The organism is Crenobacter sp. CS_VA4 (genome assembly GCF_055597485.1).
This window is the reverse complement of sequence record NZ_JBVMAE010000026.1, coordinates 29,449-47,802: the sequence shown is the minus strand read 5'-3', so window position 1 is coordinate 47,802 and position 18,354 is coordinate 29,449. Positions and strand designations below refer to the sequence as shown.

General features: G+C 65.5%; 16 protein-coding genes. 9 read left to right on the top strand and 7 right to left on the bottom strand.

Annotated features, from left to right (window positions below):
• The first annotated feature begins 662 nt into the window (after positions 1-662).
• From dnaQ to ACZ2IA_RS18535, 9 genes are all read left to right on the top strand, one after another.
• Positions 663-1,391 carry a DNA polymerase III subunit epsilon gene (dnaQ, locus tag ACZ2IA_RS18575; protein WP_470294084.1) on the top strand — a complete coding sequence of 243 codons (729 nt, stop codon included), beginning with the start codon at positions 663-665 and terminating at the stop codon, positions 1,389-1,391.
• Positions 1,388-2,092 (top strand): 2-C-methyl-D-erythritol 4-phosphate cytidylyltransferase, encoded by a 705-nt coding sequence (gene ispD / locus ACZ2IA_RS18570; RefSeq protein WP_470294083.1) that lies wholly within the window; start codon positions 1,388-1,390, stop codon positions 2,090-2,092. Before dnaQ ends, ispD begins: the two co-directional genes overlap by 4 nt.
• A gap of 2 nt (positions 2,093-2,094) precedes the next feature.
• The gene (gene ispF / locus ACZ2IA_RS18565; RefSeq protein ID WP_470294086.1) at positions 2,095-2,577 is read left to right on the top strand and encodes a 2-C-methyl-D-erythritol 2,4-cyclodiphosphate synthase; all 483 of its coding nucleotides are present in this window, start codon (positions 2,095-2,097) and stop codon (positions 2,575-2,577) included.
• 144 nt (positions 2,578-2,721) lie between these two features.
• On the top strand, positions 2,722-3,411 hold the full coding sequence (gene rpiA, locus ACZ2IA_RS18560) for a ribose-5-phosphate isomerase RpiA (protein ID WP_470294082.1): 690 nt from the start codon (positions 2,722-2,724) through the stop codon (positions 3,409-3,411).
• A 116-nt stretch (positions 3,412-3,527) separates the two neighbouring features.
• On the top strand, positions 3,528-4,241 hold the full coding sequence (gene phoU, locus ACZ2IA_RS18555; RefSeq protein WP_470294081.1) for a phosphate signaling complex protein PhoU: 714 nt from the start codon (positions 3,528-3,530) through the stop codon (positions 4,239-4,241).
• Between the two features lie 82 nt (positions 4,242-4,323).
• A complete protein-coding gene (gene ppx, locus ACZ2IA_RS18550; protein ID WP_470294080.1) occupies positions 4,324-5,823 on the top strand; it encodes an exopolyphosphatase in 1,500 nt (499 codons plus the stop codon).
• A complete protein-coding gene (corA, locus tag ACZ2IA_RS18545; RefSeq protein ID WP_470294079.1) occupies positions 5,823-6,902 on the top strand; it encodes a magnesium/cobalt transporter CorA in 1,080 nt (359 codons plus the stop codon). Before ppx ends, corA begins: the two co-directional genes overlap by 1 nt.
• 238 nt (positions 6,903-7,140) lie before the next feature.
• On the top strand, positions 7,141-9,498 hold the full coding sequence (locus ACZ2IA_RS18540) for a heavy metal translocating P-type ATPase (protein ID WP_470294078.1): 2,358 nt from the start codon (positions 7,141-7,143) through the stop codon (positions 9,496-9,498).
• A gap of 88 nt (positions 9,499-9,586) precedes the next feature.
• Positions 9,587-11,791, top strand: a complete 2,205-nt coding sequence (locus ACZ2IA_RS18535) for an ATP-binding protein (RefSeq protein WP_470294077.1) — start codon at positions 9,587-9,589, stop codon at positions 11,789-11,791.
• A gap of 37 nt (positions 11,792-11,828) precedes the next feature.
• Here ACZ2IA_RS18535 and ACZ2IA_RS18530 read toward each other — a convergent pair whose 3' ends face one another.
• From ACZ2IA_RS18530 to ACZ2IA_RS18500, 7 genes are all read right to left on the bottom strand, one after another.
• Entirely contained in the window at positions 11,829-12,812 is a 984-nt protein-coding gene (locus ACZ2IA_RS18530; RefSeq protein ID WP_470294076.1) for a GlxA family transcriptional regulator, read from the bottom strand.
• 134 nt (positions 12,813-12,946) lie between these two features.
• Positions 12,947-13,777, bottom strand: coding sequence for an ABC transporter ATP-binding protein (locus tag ACZ2IA_RS18525; protein ID WP_470294075.1), 831 nt, complete (start codon positions 13,775-13,777; stop codon positions 12,947-12,949).
• Positions 13,774-14,901 carry a succinylglutamate desuccinylase/aspartoacylase family protein gene (locus tag ACZ2IA_RS18520; RefSeq protein ID WP_470294074.1) on the bottom strand — a complete coding sequence of 376 codons (1,128 nt, stop codon included), beginning with the start codon at positions 14,899-14,901 and terminating at the stop codon, positions 13,774-13,776. Before ACZ2IA_RS18520 ends, ACZ2IA_RS18525 begins: the two co-directional genes overlap by 4 nt.
• A 12-nt stretch (positions 14,902-14,913) precedes the next feature.
• Positions 14,914-15,645: an ABC transporter permease gene (locus tag ACZ2IA_RS18515; RefSeq protein WP_470294073.1), complete on the bottom strand. Its 732-nt coding sequence runs from the start codon at positions 15,643-15,645 to the stop codon at positions 14,914-14,916.
• On the bottom strand, positions 15,642-16,331 hold the full coding sequence (locus ACZ2IA_RS18510) for an ABC transporter permease (protein ID WP_470294072.1): 690 nt from the start codon (positions 16,329-16,331) through the stop codon (positions 15,642-15,644). The genes ACZ2IA_RS18515 and ACZ2IA_RS18510 overlap by 4 nt, the downstream gene beginning before the upstream one ends.
• 127 nt (positions 16,332-16,458) lie before the next feature.
• Positions 16,459-17,226 carry an ABC transporter substrate-binding protein gene (locus ACZ2IA_RS18505; RefSeq protein WP_470294071.1) on the bottom strand — a complete coding sequence of 256 codons (768 nt, stop codon included), beginning with the start codon at positions 17,224-17,226 and terminating at the stop codon, positions 16,459-16,461.
• 61 nt (positions 17,227-17,287) lie between these two features.
• A complete protein-coding gene (locus ACZ2IA_RS18500; protein WP_470294070.1) occupies positions 17,288-18,052 on the bottom strand; it encodes an ABC transporter substrate-binding protein in 765 nt (254 codons plus the stop codon).
• Between the last annotated feature and the right edge of the window lie 302 nt (positions 18,053-18,354).

Sequence of the window (18,354 nt, the reverse complement as noted above, 5' to 3'; positions counted from 1 at the left end):
GCCGCTGCGCGGGCGGCCTCCATGCCTGGTCAAAATTCAACGAGCACGGCTGGTCAAAATTCAGTGAGCGCCAACACTTCTGCTATCTAGAGATGCTTTGAACCTGTCAATGAGGACCCTAACTTCATTCCTGTTGGCGTCTACTATTATTTCCTCAGCGTACCAAATCAGATAATCTCTAATAAACTGCATTCTGGCATTAGACTTTGTTCCCGAGATTGTTTCTCCAGTACGAGTTTTGTTTTTTAGAGAAACCCACGTAGCCAATGAATCGATTTCGTAAGGCGAAAAAAATCACGCGACAAAAGTCTAACGTGAATATCTATTTTTTTAACTCCTCCCACTCGTATAGTTTTTTTATTGCGTACAAGTGTTCAATTTGAGTTGAGTGAGAAAGTCTAGCTCTAAGTTTTCTACTGCAGTAAGCGGTTGGATAGAAAATAGGAAAAGCCTCTCCTGTGCGATAGATTTGGGATAGCCGTTCGCCATTGCCTGCAATGAAGCTTTTTACTTTTAGAATGACGTTTACACTTTCCAGTAGTTGGATAGTATTCCTATAGCGATTTACACTTTTTTTCAAGGTTTGATCGGTCCGTTAGAGACCAGAAGTGTTAAAATGCAGGCCTTCCTAATGTGAACTTGGACTAGTACGTTTACACTTTATGGCTAACAGATCAGTTATCCTCGATACCGAAACCACCGGCCTCGACCCGAATCAGGGCCACCGCATCATCGAATTTGCCGGGCTGGAAATGGTCAACCGCAAGCTGACCGGCCGCTCGTTGCATCTCTATATGCATCCGGAGCGCGAGATCGACCCGGACGCCGAGCGGGTGCACGGCATCTCGCTCGACTTCCTCGCCGACAAGCCGAAGTTCAAGCAGGTGGCCGAGCAGATCGTCGAGTTCATCGGCGACGCCGAGCTGATCATCCACAACGCACCGTTTGACGTCGGCTTCATCAACGCCGAATTCGACCGGCTCGGCATCGCGCCGGTGAAGACGCTGTGCGGCGGGGTGATCGACACGCTGTTCATGGCGCGCGACACCTTCCCGGGCAAGCGTAACAGCCTGGACGCGCTGTGCGACCGTTTCGAGATCGACCGCTCCAACCGGACCTTGCACGGCGCGCTGATCGACTGCGAACTGCTGTCCGAGGTGTACCTGGCGCTGACCCGCGGCCAGGAAAGCCTGATGATGGACATCGAGGTCGATAGCGGCGCCGGTGCCGGTCTGCACGGCCTCGCCGCCGAGCGCAAGCCGCTAGTGGTGAAGCGCGCTAGCGCCGACGAGCTGGCGGTGCACGACGGCTACCTGAACGACCTCGACAAGGCGGTCAAAGGCCAGTGCCTGTGGCGCGCGCTGGAAACGCCGACGGAGGGTGCGGCGTGAGCCGTCGCGTCGCGCTGGTGCCGGCGGCCGGCTTCGGCCAACGTTTCGGCAGTCCGACCCCGAAGCAGTACCTCGACCTGAACGGCCGGCCGCTGATGGCTTACACGCTGGCGACGCTGGCGGCGGTGCCGGCGATCGATGCGGTGGCGGTGGTGATCTCGCCTGGGGACGAGTGGTTCGACGGCTTCGACTGGTCGGCGATTCCGAAGCTGACCGTGCTGCGCGTCGGCGGCGCCAGCCGTGCCGAGAGCGTGCGGAACGGTATCGCCGCCTTGCGTTCAGACGGTCGGCTGGTCGACGATGACTGGCTGCTGGTGCACGACGCGGCGCGCTGCTGTGTCAGCGTCGAGCTGGTCGAGCGGCTAATCACGGCGCTCGCCGACGACCCGGTCGGCGGCCTGTTGGCGCTGCCGGTGCCGGACACGGTGAAGCGTGCCGACGCCGCAGAACGGGTCGCCGCCACCGTGCCGCGCGCCGGGCTGTGGCTGGCGCAGACGCCGCAGATGTTCCGCGCCGCAAAGTTGGCCGAAGCGATGGGGCAGGGCGTAAACGAGGCGATCACCGACGAGGCGTCGGCGCTCGAGGCGCTCGGCCTCGCGCCGCGGTTGGTCGAGGGCGACGCGCAGAACTTCAAGGTAACCTACCCGCGGGATCTGGCCTTGGCGGCCGCGATCCTGGCGGCCAGAACAGGACAGCAATGACGATGTTTCGAGTGGGACAGGGCTACGACGTGCACCGGCTAGTGGAAGGCCGGCCGCTGATTCTGGGCGGGGTGGAGATCCCGCACGACAAGGGCCTGCTCGGCCATTCCGACGCCGACGCCTTGCTGCACGCGATCACCGACGCGCTGCTCGGCGGCGCGGGCCTCGGCGACATCGGCCGGCACTTTCCGGACACCGCCGCCGAGTTCAAGGGCGCCGACAGCCGGGTGCTGCTGCGCGAGGCGTACGTGCGGGTGCAGGCGGCCGGCTGGCAGGCGGTCAACGTCGACGCGACCTTGATCGCACAGGCGCCGAAGCTCGCGCCGCATATTGATCGTATGTGCGCGTGCATTGCCGCTGATCTAGGCTTGGAAAAAGGCGACGTGAACGTGAAAGGCAAGACCAACGAGAAGCTCGGCTATCTCGGGCGTGCCGAAGCGATCGAAGCGCAGGCGGTGGTGCTGTTGAGCCGCCGCCCGGCCTGAGCCATAAGCGTTTTGCTAACCGGGCCGGTTGCCTTGCGACTGGCCTTTATTGTTTATCCGATCGGCAATGCTCGCCGACAGGCTGTGCCCGTTATGGGATAATTGCCGCATTACCCTCAAGACAATTGCAATGGAGCTGCCGCCATGCTGACTCAAGATCAAATGAAACTCGCCGCCGCCAAGAAAGCGCTGGAATTCATCCCGGAAAACGCCGTGATCGGCGTCGGCACCGGCAGCACCGTGAACCTGTTCATCGATCAGCTGGCGACGATCAAGCACCTGATCCAGGGCGCGGTATCGAGTTCGGAAGCCAGCACGGCGCGCCTGAAGGCGCTGAACATCCCGGTGCTGGACCTGGCCGTGGTCGACGATCTGCCGGTGTACGTCGACGGTGCCGACGAGGTGAACCACTACCTGCACATGATCAAGGGCGGCGGCGGTGCGCTGACGCGCGAGAAGATCGTCGCGGCGGTCGCCAAGGAATACATCTGCATCGCCGACGAGACCAAGTACGTGACGGTGCTGGGCGAGTTCCCGCTGCCGGTTGAAGTGGTGCCGATGGCGCGCAGCTACGTGGCGCGTCAACTGGAGCGGCTCTCGAAGCCCGGTAACCGCGTCCACCCGGAGCTGCGCATGGCCGCGGGCGACAAGATGTTCCTCACCGACAACGGCAACTACATCCTCGACGTGCACGGTCTGCACATCGCCGAACCGGTGTCGCTGGAAACCCATATCAATCAGATCGCCGGTGTGGTCACCTGCGGCCTGTTCGCGCAGCGTCGCGCCGACGTGCTGCTGTTGGGTACCCAGAACGGCGTCGAGGTGAAGCGCTAAGCGCGCCGAACAACATGGCCGAAGCCGGACGGGATGGCGGTTCGAACGTGAACTGTCACAATGTTGTCATCCGGCACGGCTAGCATCGGCCGGTCTTGAAGAATTTAGGGGGTGATATGGCTGAACATATCTCCAAGCAGTTCGATATGGAGTTGGAGACCATCCGCACCCGCGTGCTGCAGATGGGCGGGCTGGTCGAGCAGCAGATCATCGCGGCGCTCGATGCGCTGACCGAGGGCGACATCGCCAAGTTCGACAAGGTGATCGCCGAGGACGCGCTGGTCAACGCGATGGAAGTGGCGATCGACGACGACTGCCAGCACATCATCGCGCGCCGCCAGCCGGCCGCCGGTGACCTGCGCATGGTGATCACGGTGATCAAGACGATCACCGACCTGGAACGAATCGGCGACGAAGCGCAGAAGATCGCGCGGATGGGCAAGACCATCTACGAAACCGATCGCTTCCAGATGCCGCGTTTTCGCGAAGTGAGCAAGATGGGGGAGGCGGCGCTGCGCATGCTGCGCCGTGCGCTGGATTCGTTTGCCCGGCTCGACCCGACCGCGGCGTTCGAGCTGCTCGAGGCCGACCAGCACCTCGACGACGACTTCGCCGCCGAAGTGCGTCAGCTGATCACCTTCATGATGGAAGACCCGCGCACCATCACCATGTCGATCGACACGCTGTTCATCTCGAAGGCGATCGAGCGGATCGGCGATCACGCCAAGAACATTTCCGAGTACGTGGTCTACCTGGTGAAGGGCAAGGACATCCGGCACACCTCGATCGAGCAGGTGAAGCGCGAAGCGCTCGGCGAAGACGCACCCTAATCCACGGCAAGGCCCGTGACGCTGGCTCGGCAATGGCGGTACCATTCGGTTACCGCCATTTTTCATTGCCTATGGGCCCAACGTGACTAATAACACGCCCAAGTACGATGTCCTCGCCACCGTGGACCTGGGGTCGAACAGCTTCCGCCTGCAGGTGTCGCGGGTGCTCGACGATCAGCTCTACACCCTCGATACGCTGAAGGAAACCGTGCGCCTCGGCGCCGGTCTGACCGCCGAGAAATTCCTCGACGACGATACCCAGGAGCGGGCGCTGGCCTGTCTCGCCCGCTTCGGCGAGCGGCTGCGCGGCCTCAAACCGGGGCAGGTGCGGGTGGTCGGCACCAACACGCTGCGCGTGGCCAAGAACGCGCCGGTGTTCATCGCCCAGGCCGAAGCGCTGCTCGGCTTTCCGATTGAGATCATCGCCGGCCGCGAGGAAGCGCGCCTGATTTACCTCGGCGCGGCGCACAGCCTGCCGGCGACCCGTGAGCGGCGGCTGGTGGTCGACATCGGCGGCGGCTCGACCGAATTCATCATCGGCAGCCTGTACAAGGCACAGGTGACCGAGAGCTTGCCGCTGGGCTGTGTCACCTACAGCCTGCGCTATTTCCATAACGGCAAGCTGAGCAAGACGGCGTTCCACGATGCGACCCTCGCCGCGCGCGGCGAGGTGCAGCGCATCGCTGAGGATTACCGGCGCGAGGGTTGGCAACTGGCGGTCGGTACCTCGGGTACCGCCCGCTCGCTGCGCGACGTGCTCGAGATCAACGACTATTCCACGACCGACATCACGCTGGTCGGCATGGAGCGGCTCCGCGACGAGCTGATCCGGCTCGGCAGCATCAAGAAGGCCGCCTCGATGAACGGCCTGAAGGCCGACCGCGCGCCGGTGCTGCCCGGCGGCCTCGCGGTGATGATCGCGCTGTTCGAGGAACTGGGCATCGACAAGATGACCGTCGCCGAGGGCGCGCTGCGCGACGGCGTGCTCTACGACCTGATGGGCCGGCAGCGCGAGCGCGACATGCGCGACACCACGGTGACCCAGTTCAAGCGCCGCTATCATGTCGACCTGGAGCAGGCCAATCGGGTGCAGACCTTGGCCGAACGCTTCTACCGGATGGTGGCCGGCGAGGAGGTCGAACCGGGCCAGCTCAAGCGGGTACTGTGGGCGGCATGGCTGCATGAGATCGGCCTGACCATCGCGCACACTGCCTACCACAAGCACTCCGCCTACATCCTGCAGAACGCCGACATGCCGGGCTTTTCCAAGCGCGAGCAGGCGGTGCTGTCGACCATCGTGGTCGGTCACCGCGGCGACATGGGCAAGATGCCCGACCTGGTGACCGAGCCGGGCCTGTGGCAGGCGGTGGTGGCGCTGCGTCTGGCGGCGCTGTTCTACCGCCGCCGTCAGGACATCGCGCTGCCGGCGCGGCTCGACCTGAGACCGCATCCAGGCGGCTTTACGCTCAGCCTCGACGCCGCCTGGCTGTCGGCCAACCCGCTGACCGCCAGCGCGTTCCAACAGGAAATATCGCAGTGGCGCAAGATCGGCTTCGCACTGGAGATCGGGGAGAACGCCTGATGCGCCATCCGGAGGCCAAGACGCGGCTGCCGACGCTCGGCGAGGAGCCGGGTTCGCTGCTGCCGGTCAATGGCAACGGCAATGCCGCGGCGGATGGGGCGCCGTCGATCCGGCTGATCGACTACGGCCCGGATTGCTGCGAGGAAACCCTGTTTCACTCGATCGCCGAGGGGCTCGCCTACCAGCCCAAGGGCGCGGTGCAGTGGCTGAACGTCTACGGCCTGCACCAGCCCGAGGTGCTGCGGGTGATCGGCGCGCGTTTCGGCCTGCACCCGCTGGTGCTGGAGGACATCCTCAACGCCCGCCAGCGTCCCAAGCTGGAAGACTACGGCGACTACCTGTTCTTCGCCGCGCGGGTGTTCCACTACCAATTGGGTAGCGGCCGGCTCGGCTACCACCAGGTGTATCTGGTAATCGGCAAGGGCTTCGTGATCACCTTCCAGAGCCAGTCGATCGGCCTGTTCCAGGGCCTGCGCGATCGCCTCAACAGCGGCAAGGGGCTGGCGCGCCAGCGCGGTGCCGACTTCCTGGCGTATGCGCTGATCGACGCGATCATCGACGACTATTTCGGCGTGCTCGACGCGTTTACGCTGCGTGTCGAGCAGGCCGACTCCAGCTTGCTTGGCAACCGCGACAACGGCGTGTTGCGCACCATCCACCGCCTCAAGCACGATTCGCTGCGTTTCCGGCGCGCGCTGCTGCCGCTCAGGGACGCGCTCAACCAGATCACCCGCGGCGACCATCCCTATTTCGGCGAGGAGAGCCGCGTCTACCTGCGCGACGCCTACGACCACACCCTGCACCTGATCGAGTCGCTTGAATCGTCGCGCGACATGGTGTCGGGCATGCTCGACCTGTATCTGTCCAACCAGTCGAACCGGCTCAACGTGCAGATGCGGGTGCTGACGGTGATCACCATCATCTTCATGCCGCTGACGCTGATCGTCGGCATCTACGGGATGAACTTCGAATACATGCCCGAGCTGCACTGGCGCTACGGCTACTTCGGCGTGCTCGCCGGGATGCTGGCGCTCTCGACCTTGCTCGGTTACTACTTCTGGAAGAAGCGCTGGATCTAGCGCCGCGAACAAACCCCTTGGCGTTGTTGCCCGGCCTTGCCGTACTCCTCGTACTGTCTGCGGCCGGGCACCTAGCCAAGTTCACTTCGCTGGCTTTTGTTCGCGGCGCTAAGTGATAGATAAGGTTGGCCGAAGCCAAGAGAACCCGTGTCGCCGCGACGCGGGTTTTTTTGCGGCTTGCCTTATATACCCTTGGGGGGTATAAATGAGGCGTAACCATTCCCGTTGGGAGCCCTCTATGTCGACCCGTTCCATGACCCTGCCGATCGCCGGCATGACCTGCGCCGCCTGCGCGACGCGGCTGGAAAAGGTGCTGAACCGCCAGCCCGGCGTGTCCGCCAGCGTCAATTTCGCCAGCGAATCGGCCCGCCTCGACTACGACCCGGCCGCCACCGCGGTGCCGGCGCTGGTCGCGGCGGTGGAGGGGGCCGGCTTTGCCGTGCCGGCCGAGCAGCGCACGCTGGGCATCGAGGGGATGACCTGCGCCGCCTGCGCGACCCGGATCGAGAAGGTGCTGAACCGCTTGCCCGGCGTGAGCGCCAGCGTCAACTTCGCCAGCGAGACCGCCCGGGTCAGTGCGCCGCAAGGCGCGGTCAGCGGCGCCGAACTGATCGCGGCGGTGGAGAAGGCCGGCTACAAGGCGACGCTGCAGGCGGCGGCCGATGCCACGTTGGCCGAACGCCACGCCGCCGCGTACCGGCGCGAGCGTCGCTGGTTCCTGGCCTCGCTCGCACTGACGCTGCCGTTCGTCGTCGAGATGGTCGCGATGTTCGGCGGCAGCCATGCGCTGATGCTGCCGCGCGGCTGGCAGCTGGCGCTGGCGACGCCGGTGCAGTTCGTGGTCGGCTGGCGTTTCTACCGCGGCGCGTGGGCGTCGCTGAAGGGCGGCGGCGCGAACATGGATGTGCTGGTCGCGCTCGGCACCAGCATGGCCTACCTGTTCTCGGCAGTGGTGACGCTGGCCGGCTGGCAGGGTCAGCACGTCTACTTCGAGGCGGGCGCCGCGGTGATCACGCTGGTGTTGCTCGGCAAGCTGTTGGAGGCGCGCGCCAAGGGCAAGACTTCGGGCGCGATCGAGGCGCTGCTGCGGCTCGCGCCGAAGACCGCGCGGGTCGAGTGCGACGGCACGCTTATCGAGCTGCCGCTGACCGAGATCCGCGTCGGCGACGTGGTGCTGGTGCGCCACGGCGACCAGATCGCGGTCGACGGCAAGGTGCTGGACGGCCAGGCCGAGATCGACGAGAGCCTGTTGACCGGCGAGAGCCTGCCGGTGGCCAAGGCGGCCGGCGACACGGTGTTCGCGGGCACCCGCAACCTCGACGGCATGCTGCGCTTAACCGCCCGCGGCGTCGGCGAGACGACGATGCTCGCCGAGATCGTTCGCCGGGTCGCCGAGGCGCAGGGCAGTAAGGCGCCGATCGCACGCCTCGCCGACGTGATTTCCGGCGTGTTCGTGCCGGTGGTGGTCGGCATCGCGCTCGTGACGCTGGTCGCGACCGGGCTCGTCACCGGCGACTGGGTACGTGCGATGCTGCACGCGGTGGCGGTACTGGTGATTGCCTGCCCGTGCGCCCTGGGGCTCGCCACGCCGACCGCAGTGATGGTCGGCGTCGGCAACGGCGCGCGCCGCGGCATCCTGTTCCGCAACGCCGCAGCGCTCGAATCGGCCGGCCGCATCGACACGCTGATTGTCGACAAGACCGGTACGCTGACCGAGGGCCGGCCGCGCGTGGTCGAGACCTGGTTGGCGCCGGACCGGGACGAAGATGTGCTGCTTAGGCTCGCCGCCAGCGTCGAGGCCGGTTCCGAGCACCCGCTGGCGCGGGCGGTGCTGGCCGCGGCGCAGCAGCGTGGGCTGATGCTGGCGCCGGTCGACGGCTTTGCCGCCAAGGTCGGCGAGGGCGTCAGCGCGCAGCTGACCGGCGTCGGCACGGTGCGGGTCGGCACCCCGGAATGGGTGAGCACCGACCCGCTGCCGGACGCGGCGCAGGCGCTCTACCGCGGCGGCCACAGCGTGATCGGCGTCGGCGTCGATGGGACGCTGGTCGGCCTCATGGCGCTGGCCGACAGCCTGCGGCCGACCTCCGCGGCGGCGGTGGCGCAGTTGGCCGCGCTCGGCGTCGAGGTGATCATGCTCACCGGCGACAAACAGGAGACCGCGCGGGCGATCGCCGCCCAAGCCGGCATCCACTCGTTCCGCGCGCAGGTGAAGCCGCAGGACAAGGCCGACGAGGTGCAAAGGTTGGCCGAACAGGGCCGCCGGGTGGCGATGGTCGGCGACGGCGTCAACGACGCGCCGGCGCTGGCGGCGGCCGAGGTCGGCTTCGCGATGGGCGCCGGCTCCGACGTGGCGATCGAGACCGCCGACGTGACGCTGATGCACGGCGACCTGCTGCACGTCGCCGACGCGATCCGGCTGTCGCGCGCCACGCTCGGCAAGATCCGCCAGAACCTGTTCTTCGCCTTCGTCTACAACACGCTCGGCATTCCGCTTGCCGCGCTCGGCCTGCTCAACCCGGTCATCGCCGGCGCGGCGATGGCGGCCAGCTCGGTGTCGGTGGTGTCGAATTCACTGCTGTTACGCCGCTGGCGTTAGCCGACCCCGGGTCGACTTGCAGCCGACATGGTGCCGCGATCCTGTTCGGCATAAAATGGCGGGTATTGACCGGACGAAAAGAAACGCTATGGAGCTTCGGCCGTTACCGAAGAAATGGCTGTTTGTCCTGCTCTGGCTGGGACTCAGCCTGCTGGTCACGCTGATCTGGAGCCGGCTCGAGCACGCCCGGCTGAAGGACGCGTTCGACAAGGACACCCGCCACGTCTACTCGTTGGTGTCGCGCAAGCTCGACCAGAATGAGGCGGTGGTGGCGGCGGTCGAGGCGCAGATCGCCTCGCGCCAGCCGCTCGACCTCGACGCCTTGCAACGCTTCAGCCACGAGCTGCTGCTGCGCTATCCCGGCCTCTACACGATTGAGTTCTATCAGCATGTCGAACGCGCCGAGCTGGTCACGTTCGGTGCGGCGATGCGTGCGCGCTACGGCCAGGGCTACCTGGTGCGCGAAGGGGACCCGAGCCGGCGGCGCAGCTGGCGGCTGGCCGGCGACTATCTCGATTACCTGCCGGTGGCGATGGTCGAACCGTTGACCGACACCACCCGCCACCTGCTCGGCATGGACAGCTGGCGCGAGCCCATCCTCGCCGCGTCGATCCGTCAGGCGATCATGAACGATAGGACGCAGGCGTCGCCGCCGTTCGAACGCTATCCGGGCGAACGCGGCTATCTGCTGCTGCGCCCGGTGCTCGCCAGCGGGGCGCGGCCAAACCTGCCGCCGCCGCTGCTCGGCGTGGTGGCGCTGTCGGTCAATTTCAGCCGCCTGCTGCAGCCGCTCAATCTCGACCGCCAGGCGCTCGGCCTGTCGCTGTTCAACCCCCGCCAACCCGCCTCGCACCCGCTGGCCGAATTGTTCGGCAGCCCGGCCGAGCCGCATCCGCTGCCGTGGCTGCAGACGCTGTTCGGTCAGGAGGCGGTGCTGCCGCTGCCGAGCGAGGCGCAGCCGTTTACCTTGCAGCTGACCCGTACCCCGCACTGGGAAGAGCTGCGCTGGGGCACCTTGCTGTTCCAGCAGCTGCTCCTGGCGCTGCTGTTCCTGTCGCTGCTCTTGATCTACCGGCAGCGCTCGGTGCTGCAGCAGTCGCGCGTGGCCGCCGACGAGGCGCTGTTCGAACAGCGCGAGCGCGCGCTGGTGACGCTGCAATCGATCCGCGAAGGGGTGCTGACGCTCGGCGTCGACCGCCGCATCGAACTGGCCAACCCGATGGCCGAACAGATGCTCAAGCTGGGCGAGGGGCTGGTCGGCCGGCCGTTCGCCGAGTGCGTGCATCTGCGCTACGAGCTGTCGGACCGTGTGGCGGTGTCGGTGGTGGAGCGCTGCCTGCACGGCGGCGTGCCGGTGGAGCTGCCGGAGAACACCCAGCTGTTGTTGCCCAGCGGCGAGCTCTTGGTGATCGACGGCGCGGCGGCACCGTTGTTCTCGCGCCAGGGCCAGATCAACGGGGCGGTGTTCGTGTTCCGCAACCTGACGCCGATGCAGCGCCGCGCCCGCCAGGCGATGGAGCAGAGCGAGCAGCGCGCCCGCGAGCACATCGAGAAACTGGCGCACGTGACCCGGCTGCACACGATGGGCGAGATGGCGTCGGGTATCGCGCACGAACTGAACCAGCCGCTGACCGCGATCGCTAACTACTGCCAGGCGAGCATCAGCCTGCTCGACGAGGCCGAGCCGCCGCTCGCGCCGGTGCGCTCGGCGCTGGAGGCGGCGCAGCAGCAGGCGCGTCGCGCCGCCGACATCCTGCGCAATCTGCGCGCCTTCGTCAGCAAGCGGCCGCTCAGCACCGGCCTGGTCGACCTGAACCAGGTCGTCGCCAACTGCCTGCAGCTGGCCGAATTCGACCTGCGCGCGTCGGAGGTGGAGATCACGCTGCAGCTCGACAGCCGGCCGCTGCCGGTGCGAGTCGACCCGATCCAGCTCGAACAGGTGATGCTGAACCTGCTGTCGAACGCGCTCGATGCGATGCGCGAGAACGAGGCGGCGACGCGCAAGCTGCTGATCGTCAGCAAGCTGGAAGAGGGCGAGGTCAGGCTGCTTATCGAGGACAGCGGGCCGGGAGTGCCGGCGCACATGCTCGACATGCTGTTTCACCCCTTCCATTCGACCAAGCCGCACGGCATGGGGCTGGGGCTGTCGATCTGCCAGACTATCGTCGAGCAGTTTCGCGGTCAGATCGGGGTGGAGAACATCCCGGGCGGCGGCGCGCGGTCCTGGCTCAGGCTGCGCCAGGCGGCCGAGCCGGGGCCGATCATGTCGCGCCGGCAAGGCCAGGAGGTCTAGGCCGAGTCAGGGCCGGCACGCGAGGGGCGACGGCGGGTCAGGAGACGAAGGTCTGGGTGCGCTGCGCGCGTTCTTCGCGCGGGGTGATGCCGAAGTGGTTGCGGTAGGTGCTGGAGAAGTGCGGGCCGCTGGAGAAGCCGCAGGCGAGGCCGATCTGCACGATCGACTTGCTGGTCTGCTGCAATAGCTGACGTGCGCGGCCCAGGCGCAGTTCCAGGTAGTACTTGGACGGCACGGTGCTGAGGTACTGCTTGAACAGCCGCTCGAGCTGGCGGCGCGACACGCCGACGTAGTAGGCGATGTCGTCGGTCGACAGCGGCTCCTCGATGTTCGCCTCCATCAGCGAGACCGCCTCGGTCAGCTTCGGCTGGCTGCCGCCGATCCGGGTGGCGAGCGGCACGCGCTGGCGCTCGTTGCCTGGGCGCAGCCGCTCCAGGCTGAACAGCTCGGACAGTTGCGCCGAGAATTCATGGCCGTGCTGGCCGTCGATCAGCGTGAGCAGGAAGTCGAAGGTGGCGGCGCCGCCGGCGCAGGACAGGCGCTGGCGGTCGATCTCGTACAGGTTGGACGAGACGATCACGTCCTGGAATTCGTCGTTGAAGCGGCTGATTTCCTGCCAGTGGATGGTGGCGCGGTGACCGTTCAGGAAACCCGCCTTGGCCAGCCAGTAGCTGCCGCAGCCGAGGCCGGCGAGCGGCATCTTGTCGAGGTTGAGCGCGTTGATGCCGCGGGAGAACTCGTCGAGGTTGACGTCGTTGTGGATATCGTCGGTCAGCACGAACAACAGGTCGAGCTTCGGGGTGTACGACAGCGGCAGGTCGACCGGGCACTTGAAGCCGTTCGACAGCGTCACCGGCTCGCCGCCCAGCGACAGGGTCAGGATCTCGTACAGCTTCTTTTCGGCCTGCTGGTTGGCCCGGGTCAGCACGTCGGTGGCGATCGCCAGATCCGACATGGAAGCGTGCGGCAACAATAGGAAGCCATAACGGAGCGGTTTGACGACGGACGTTTGCAGACCCATAGATGCGTTCTTAGCTGACCAAATATAAGCGCGCCATGCCGCCCGGTGGCGTCATGGCGCGGAATGGGAATCCAGAGGGGCCGGGTACCGGATCGCGGTCACCAAGCCGACTCCTAACACGCTCTATTGTACGATTATTTCAGCCGGCCCGAGAGGAATTGCGCCAGGCGCTCGCTCTTCGGGTTGACCAGTACTTCGCGCGGGTTGCCGGCTTCCTCGATCTTGCCCTGGTGCAGGAAGATCACGTGGTTGGACACCTCGCGGGCGAAGCCCATCTCGTGCGTCACCACCACCATGGTGCGGCCTTCGCGCGCCAGATCCTGCATCACCTTCAGCACCTCACCGACCAGTTCCGGGTCGAGCGCCGAGGTCGGCTCGTCGAACAGCATCACTTCCGGCTCCATCGCCAGCGCGCGGGCGATCGCGACGCGCTGCTGCTGACCGCCGGACATGTGTGCCGGGTACTTGTCCTCGACGTTCTTCAGGCCGACCTTTTCGAGGTACTTGCGGGCGCAGGCGATCGCTTCGTCCTTGGGTACGCCGAGCACGTGCATCGGCGCCTCGATGATGTTCTCGAGCACCGTCATGTGCGCCCACAGGTTGAAGTGCTGGAACACCATCGCGAGCTTGGTGCGCAGCATCGCCAGCTGCTTGGCGTCGGCGGCCTTGAGGTGGCCGTGCTTCTTGTCCGCCACCAGCTTCAGCTCATGGCCGGCGACCGAGATGCGGCCGCTGTTCGGCGCTTCGAGCAGGTTGATACAGCGCAGGAAGGTACTCTTGCCGGAGCCACTTGATCCGATGATGCTGATCACGTCGCCGGCGTGGGCGGTCAGCGACACGCCCTTGAGCACTTCGTGCGAGCCGAAGCTTTTGTGGATGCTTTCGACCTGCAGTTTGATCTGGCCGGATTTTTCCAGGGTCGGCTGGGCCGCGGCCACGGCGTTCGGGTGTTCGATCGGTTTCATGCTGAGAGCAACTTTCCTGTCTTGAAGGCCGTGGCGGTGGCGATCTTCGCCAGCTCCATGCCCGTGGTCGCGTAATGACGGTTTTCTTGAGCGTAGACCACGCCGCCGTACTGCGAGGCGAGAGTGGTGACACGATCGGAGAGCGGGTCGACGATGTCGGCGACGGGTTGCCCTGGGGTCACCATGGCTCCGGGTGCGACGTGGAAGCTCACCACGCCCGGGTGGGGGGCGACGAGCGTTTCCGAGCCGGCCAGCGGGGTGGCCGGATGAAGCAGGGCTGGCAGTAGCGGTGCGTCGCCGGCGATCACCCCGCGGTGGGTCAGGAAGGCGACGATCGCGTCGGCGTCCTGTTCGGCCAACGTTTGCTGGACGTCGGCCTGGCCGCGCAGCTCGACGGTGACGGCGAGGCAGGCCGGTTCGATGGCGACGTCGAGCCCGGCCGAACGAGCCAGTTCGGCGAGCTGCCACCAGATCTGGCTGCACGCCTCGTCGAACGGATTGTCGCCCGACTCGGTGGCAAGTAGCGTGGCGTGCGCGCCGAGGTAGCGCGCCAGTGGTTCGCACTGCGGCCACAGCGGCGTGCCGGTGTAGAGGTGCAGCGCGGCGCGGGCGTCGCAGTGCAGGTCGAGCATCACGTCGGCGTCGGCCGCCAGGCCGTGCAGCGTGTTGCGCAGGCTGGCGAGCTCGGTCTTTGCCGGCCGTTCGGCCAACTGCCGCATCAGTTCCACGCGGATCAGCCGGGTATTGGCCGCCGCGTCGTGGCCGAGCCGCTCGCGCACCGCGGCGAACACGCTGTCGGCCAGCGCCGGGTAGTGACGGTTGAAGTTCTCGCCCGAGGCCTGCTCGAAGCGGCCGAGCTGGTAGCCGAGCAGCGTCTGGTCGAGGCCGATCGGGTTGGCGATGGGCACGAGAACGATCTCGCCGGCGAGCCGACCGGCCGCTTCCAGCGCGGCGAAGCGCTGCTTCAGATGCCAGGCGACCAGCATGCCCGGCAGCTCGTCGGCGTGCAGCGCGGCCTGGATGTAGGCCTTCTCGCCGCGGCCGGCCTCACCGAAGTGAAAGCTGCTCACGCAGCGTGCGGTGCCGAGGCTGGGGGACAGTAGGGGATGATCGAGGCGTCGCATGATCGCTCTCCCTTACGCCTTGCGCGGCCCGAGGAAGGCGAGCCAGCGCTTCTCGGCGCGCTTGAACAGCCAGACGAACAGCACGGTCAGCGCCAGGTAGAACACACCGGCGACCAGGAACGGTTCGAACGGCTGGTAGGTGTCGGCGTAGACGCGCCGCGCCACGCCGGTCAGGTCGGCCAAGGTCACCAGGCCGGCGATCGAGGTGCCTTGCAGCATCATGATCACCTCGTTGCTGTACGCCGGCAGCGCGCGGCGCAGCGCCGACGGGATCACGATGCGGCGCATCATCAGCCAGCGGCCCATGCCGACCGCCTTGGCCGCCTCGATCTCGCCCCAGTGGGTGTTGCGGATCTGGCCGGCGATGATCTCGGTGGTGTACGCTGAGGTGTTCAGCGTGAACGCGATGATCGCGCAGACGTAGGCGCTCTGCAGGTACTGCCACGCCCAGCTGTCGCGCACCCAGTCGAACTGCGACAGGCCGTAGTAGATGATGAACAGCTGCACCAGCATCGGCGTGCCGCGGAACACGTAGGTGAACAGCCACACCGGCCAGGCGAACCACTTGTTCTTCGACACCCGGGCCAGCGCCAGCGGCACCGACAGCGCCAGGCCCAGCGCCAGCGACATCGCCAGCAGCTTCAGCGTCATGATCAAACCGTCGGCGGTCGACATCACCGGCGCGCCGTCGGTGCCGCCTAGGAAGGACGGCAGTTTTTCCAGAATCAGCGAAATGTCGATCACAGTTCACTCTCCCGTACACCGGTGGAATAGCGTTTTTCCAGCGCGTTCAGCACCAGGATGGATATGGTGGTGATCGCGAGATAGATCGCGCCGACCACCACGTAGACGGTGAACGGCTGCTGCGTCACCGACTTGGCGGTGTCGGCCTTGTACATCATGTCGTTCAGGCCGATCACCGACACCAGCGCGGTCGACTTCACCAGCACCAGCCAGTTGTTGGAGAAGCTCGGCAGCGCGAAGCGGACCATCTGCGGCGCGGTGATGCGGAAGAACACCCGCAGCGGCGACATGCCGTAGGCGACGCCGGCTTCCATCTGGCCCTTCGGCACGGCCATGATCGCGCCGCGGAAGGTCTCGGTCATGTAGGCGCCGAAGATCACGCCGATGGTCAGCACGCCGGCGATCATCGGGTCGATTTCCGGGGCGGGCAGGCCGAGCCGGGTGGCCAGGTCGTTGATCAGCATCTGGCCGCCGAAGAACAGGATGAACATCCACACCAGGTCGGGCACACCGCGGATCAGCGTGGAGTAGAGTTCGGCCAACCACTGTAGCGGCTTGGAGTGCGCCAGCTTGAACGCGGCGCCGATGAGTCCGAGGATCACGGACACCACCAGCGAGGCGCCCGCCAGCTTGAGCGTGAGCATCGCTCCGTCGAGAATGCTCGGTAGATAACCTTGCAAGAACATGGCTTACATCCCCGTATGGCCGGTTCGTCGACAACGCCCGGCAGGGCGCCGTCGCGACGGCTTGCGTCAGGTACAGCCGGACGCGCGCCGGGATGGACCCGGGGCGCCGTTGCTGCACCGGCGTCTGTTACTGCTTACCGTAGATATCGAAGCTGAAGTACTTCTTCTGCACCGCGTCGTAGCTGCCATCGGCGCGGATCTGCTTGAGCGCCTTGTTCAGGCGGTCGAGCAGGGCCTTGTCGCCCTTGCGCACCGCGATGCCGGCGCCGCTGCCGAAGTACTTGGCTTCGTTGTATTCCGGGCCGACGAAGGCGAAGCCCTTGCCATTCGGGGTCTTCAGGAAGTCGGTGTCGCCGACCGCGGCGTCGACGAAGCTCGCGTCGACCCGGCCTGCCTTCAGGTCGAGGAACGATTCCGGCGCCTTGCCGTACGCCACCAGGGTCGCGCCCAGTTTCGTCCAGTGGTCGCGGGCGTATTTTTCCTGGATCGACGAGCGTAGCACGCCGATCTTCTTGCCCTTGAACCAGGCGTCGTTGACGGTGGCGCCGGCCTTGCCGACCAGGCGGCTCGGCATATTGTAGTAACGGTCGCTGAAATCGACCGCTTTCTTGCGCTCGTCGGTGATGTTCATCGAGGCGATCACCGCGTCGAATTTTTTGGCGTTGAGCGCCGGGATGATGCCGTCGAAGTCCTGCGGCAGCACCTCACAGGTGGCGTTCATCGCCTTGCACAGCGCCTGGGCGATGTCCGGGTCGAAGCCGGTCATCTTGCCGCTGGCGGCCTGTTTCGAAAACGGGGGGTAGCTGGCGTCGGTGGCGAAGCGCAGGGTTTCGGCCGACGCGGCGAACGACAGGGCGAGCGTAAGCGCGCCGAGGGCGAGCACGGGCTGTTTCATGATCTCTCCGGTGATCTGACGGGATGGCAGACGGGACCGCCACGCGGTCCCGGGTCACGGCTTAGTTGCCGTAGACGTCGAAGCTGAAGTACTTGTCCTGTACTTTCTTGTAGCTGCCGTCCTTGCGGATCTGCGCGATCGCCTTGTTCAGGCGCTCGGCCAGTGCCTTGTTGCCCTTCTTCACCGCGATGCCGGCGCCGAGGCCGAAGTATTTCGGGTCGCTGTAGCTCGGGCCGACGAAGGCGAAGCCCTTGCCGTTCGGGGTCTTCAGGAATTCCTGGTCGCCCACCGCGCCGTCGACGAACACGCCGTCAAGACGGCCGGCCTTCAGGTCGAGGAACGATTCCGGCGACTTGTTGTAGGCGACGATGCTGGCGCCGCTCTTGCCCCAGAAGTCCTTGGCGAACTTCTCCTGGGTCGACGCGCGCAGCACGCCGAGCTTCTTGCCCTTGAAGGTGTTCTGGTCGACCTGGGTGCCGGTCTTGGAGATGATCCGGCTGGCGATGTTGTAATACTTGTTGGAGAAGTCGACCGCTTTCTGGCGCTCCGGGGTGATCTGCATCGACGAGATGATCGCGTCGAACTTGTTGGCGTTCAGCGCCGGGATCAGGCCGTCCCAGTCTTGCGGTACGATCTGGCAGGTCACCTTCATCGCACTACACAGCGCGTAGGCCATGTCGATGTCGAAGCCTTGCGGCTTGCCATCGGCGCCTTGCTTGGAGAACGGCGGGTAGTTGAGGTCGACGCCGACGCGCAGCGTTTCCGCCTGGGCGCCGATGCTGAACAGGGAGGCGGCGAGGGTGCCGAGTACCAGGATCTTCTTCATTGCGATTTCTCTACTTCTCGATTGCGGCGCGAGCCGGGTTTACAGCGGACGGACCGCCGGCGTGCGCACCGTGTGCATGCATCCCTGTGGCCGCCAAAACGGGGCCGGGAAACCGGATTGTTGTTATTTGAGTGCAGTCGCTCTAGAGCGGCGGCACCAAACCATCTTGGCATGAATGCCTCGCACCAACAACGCACCGGGCCGGGGGCGCAAGCCGGGTTTGCTCAAAGGCGCGCATTCTAACGAAGTTTGTTTTGTGCGGTAAATAGCTGATAAATCAACTGCTTGCCGGATTTATGACA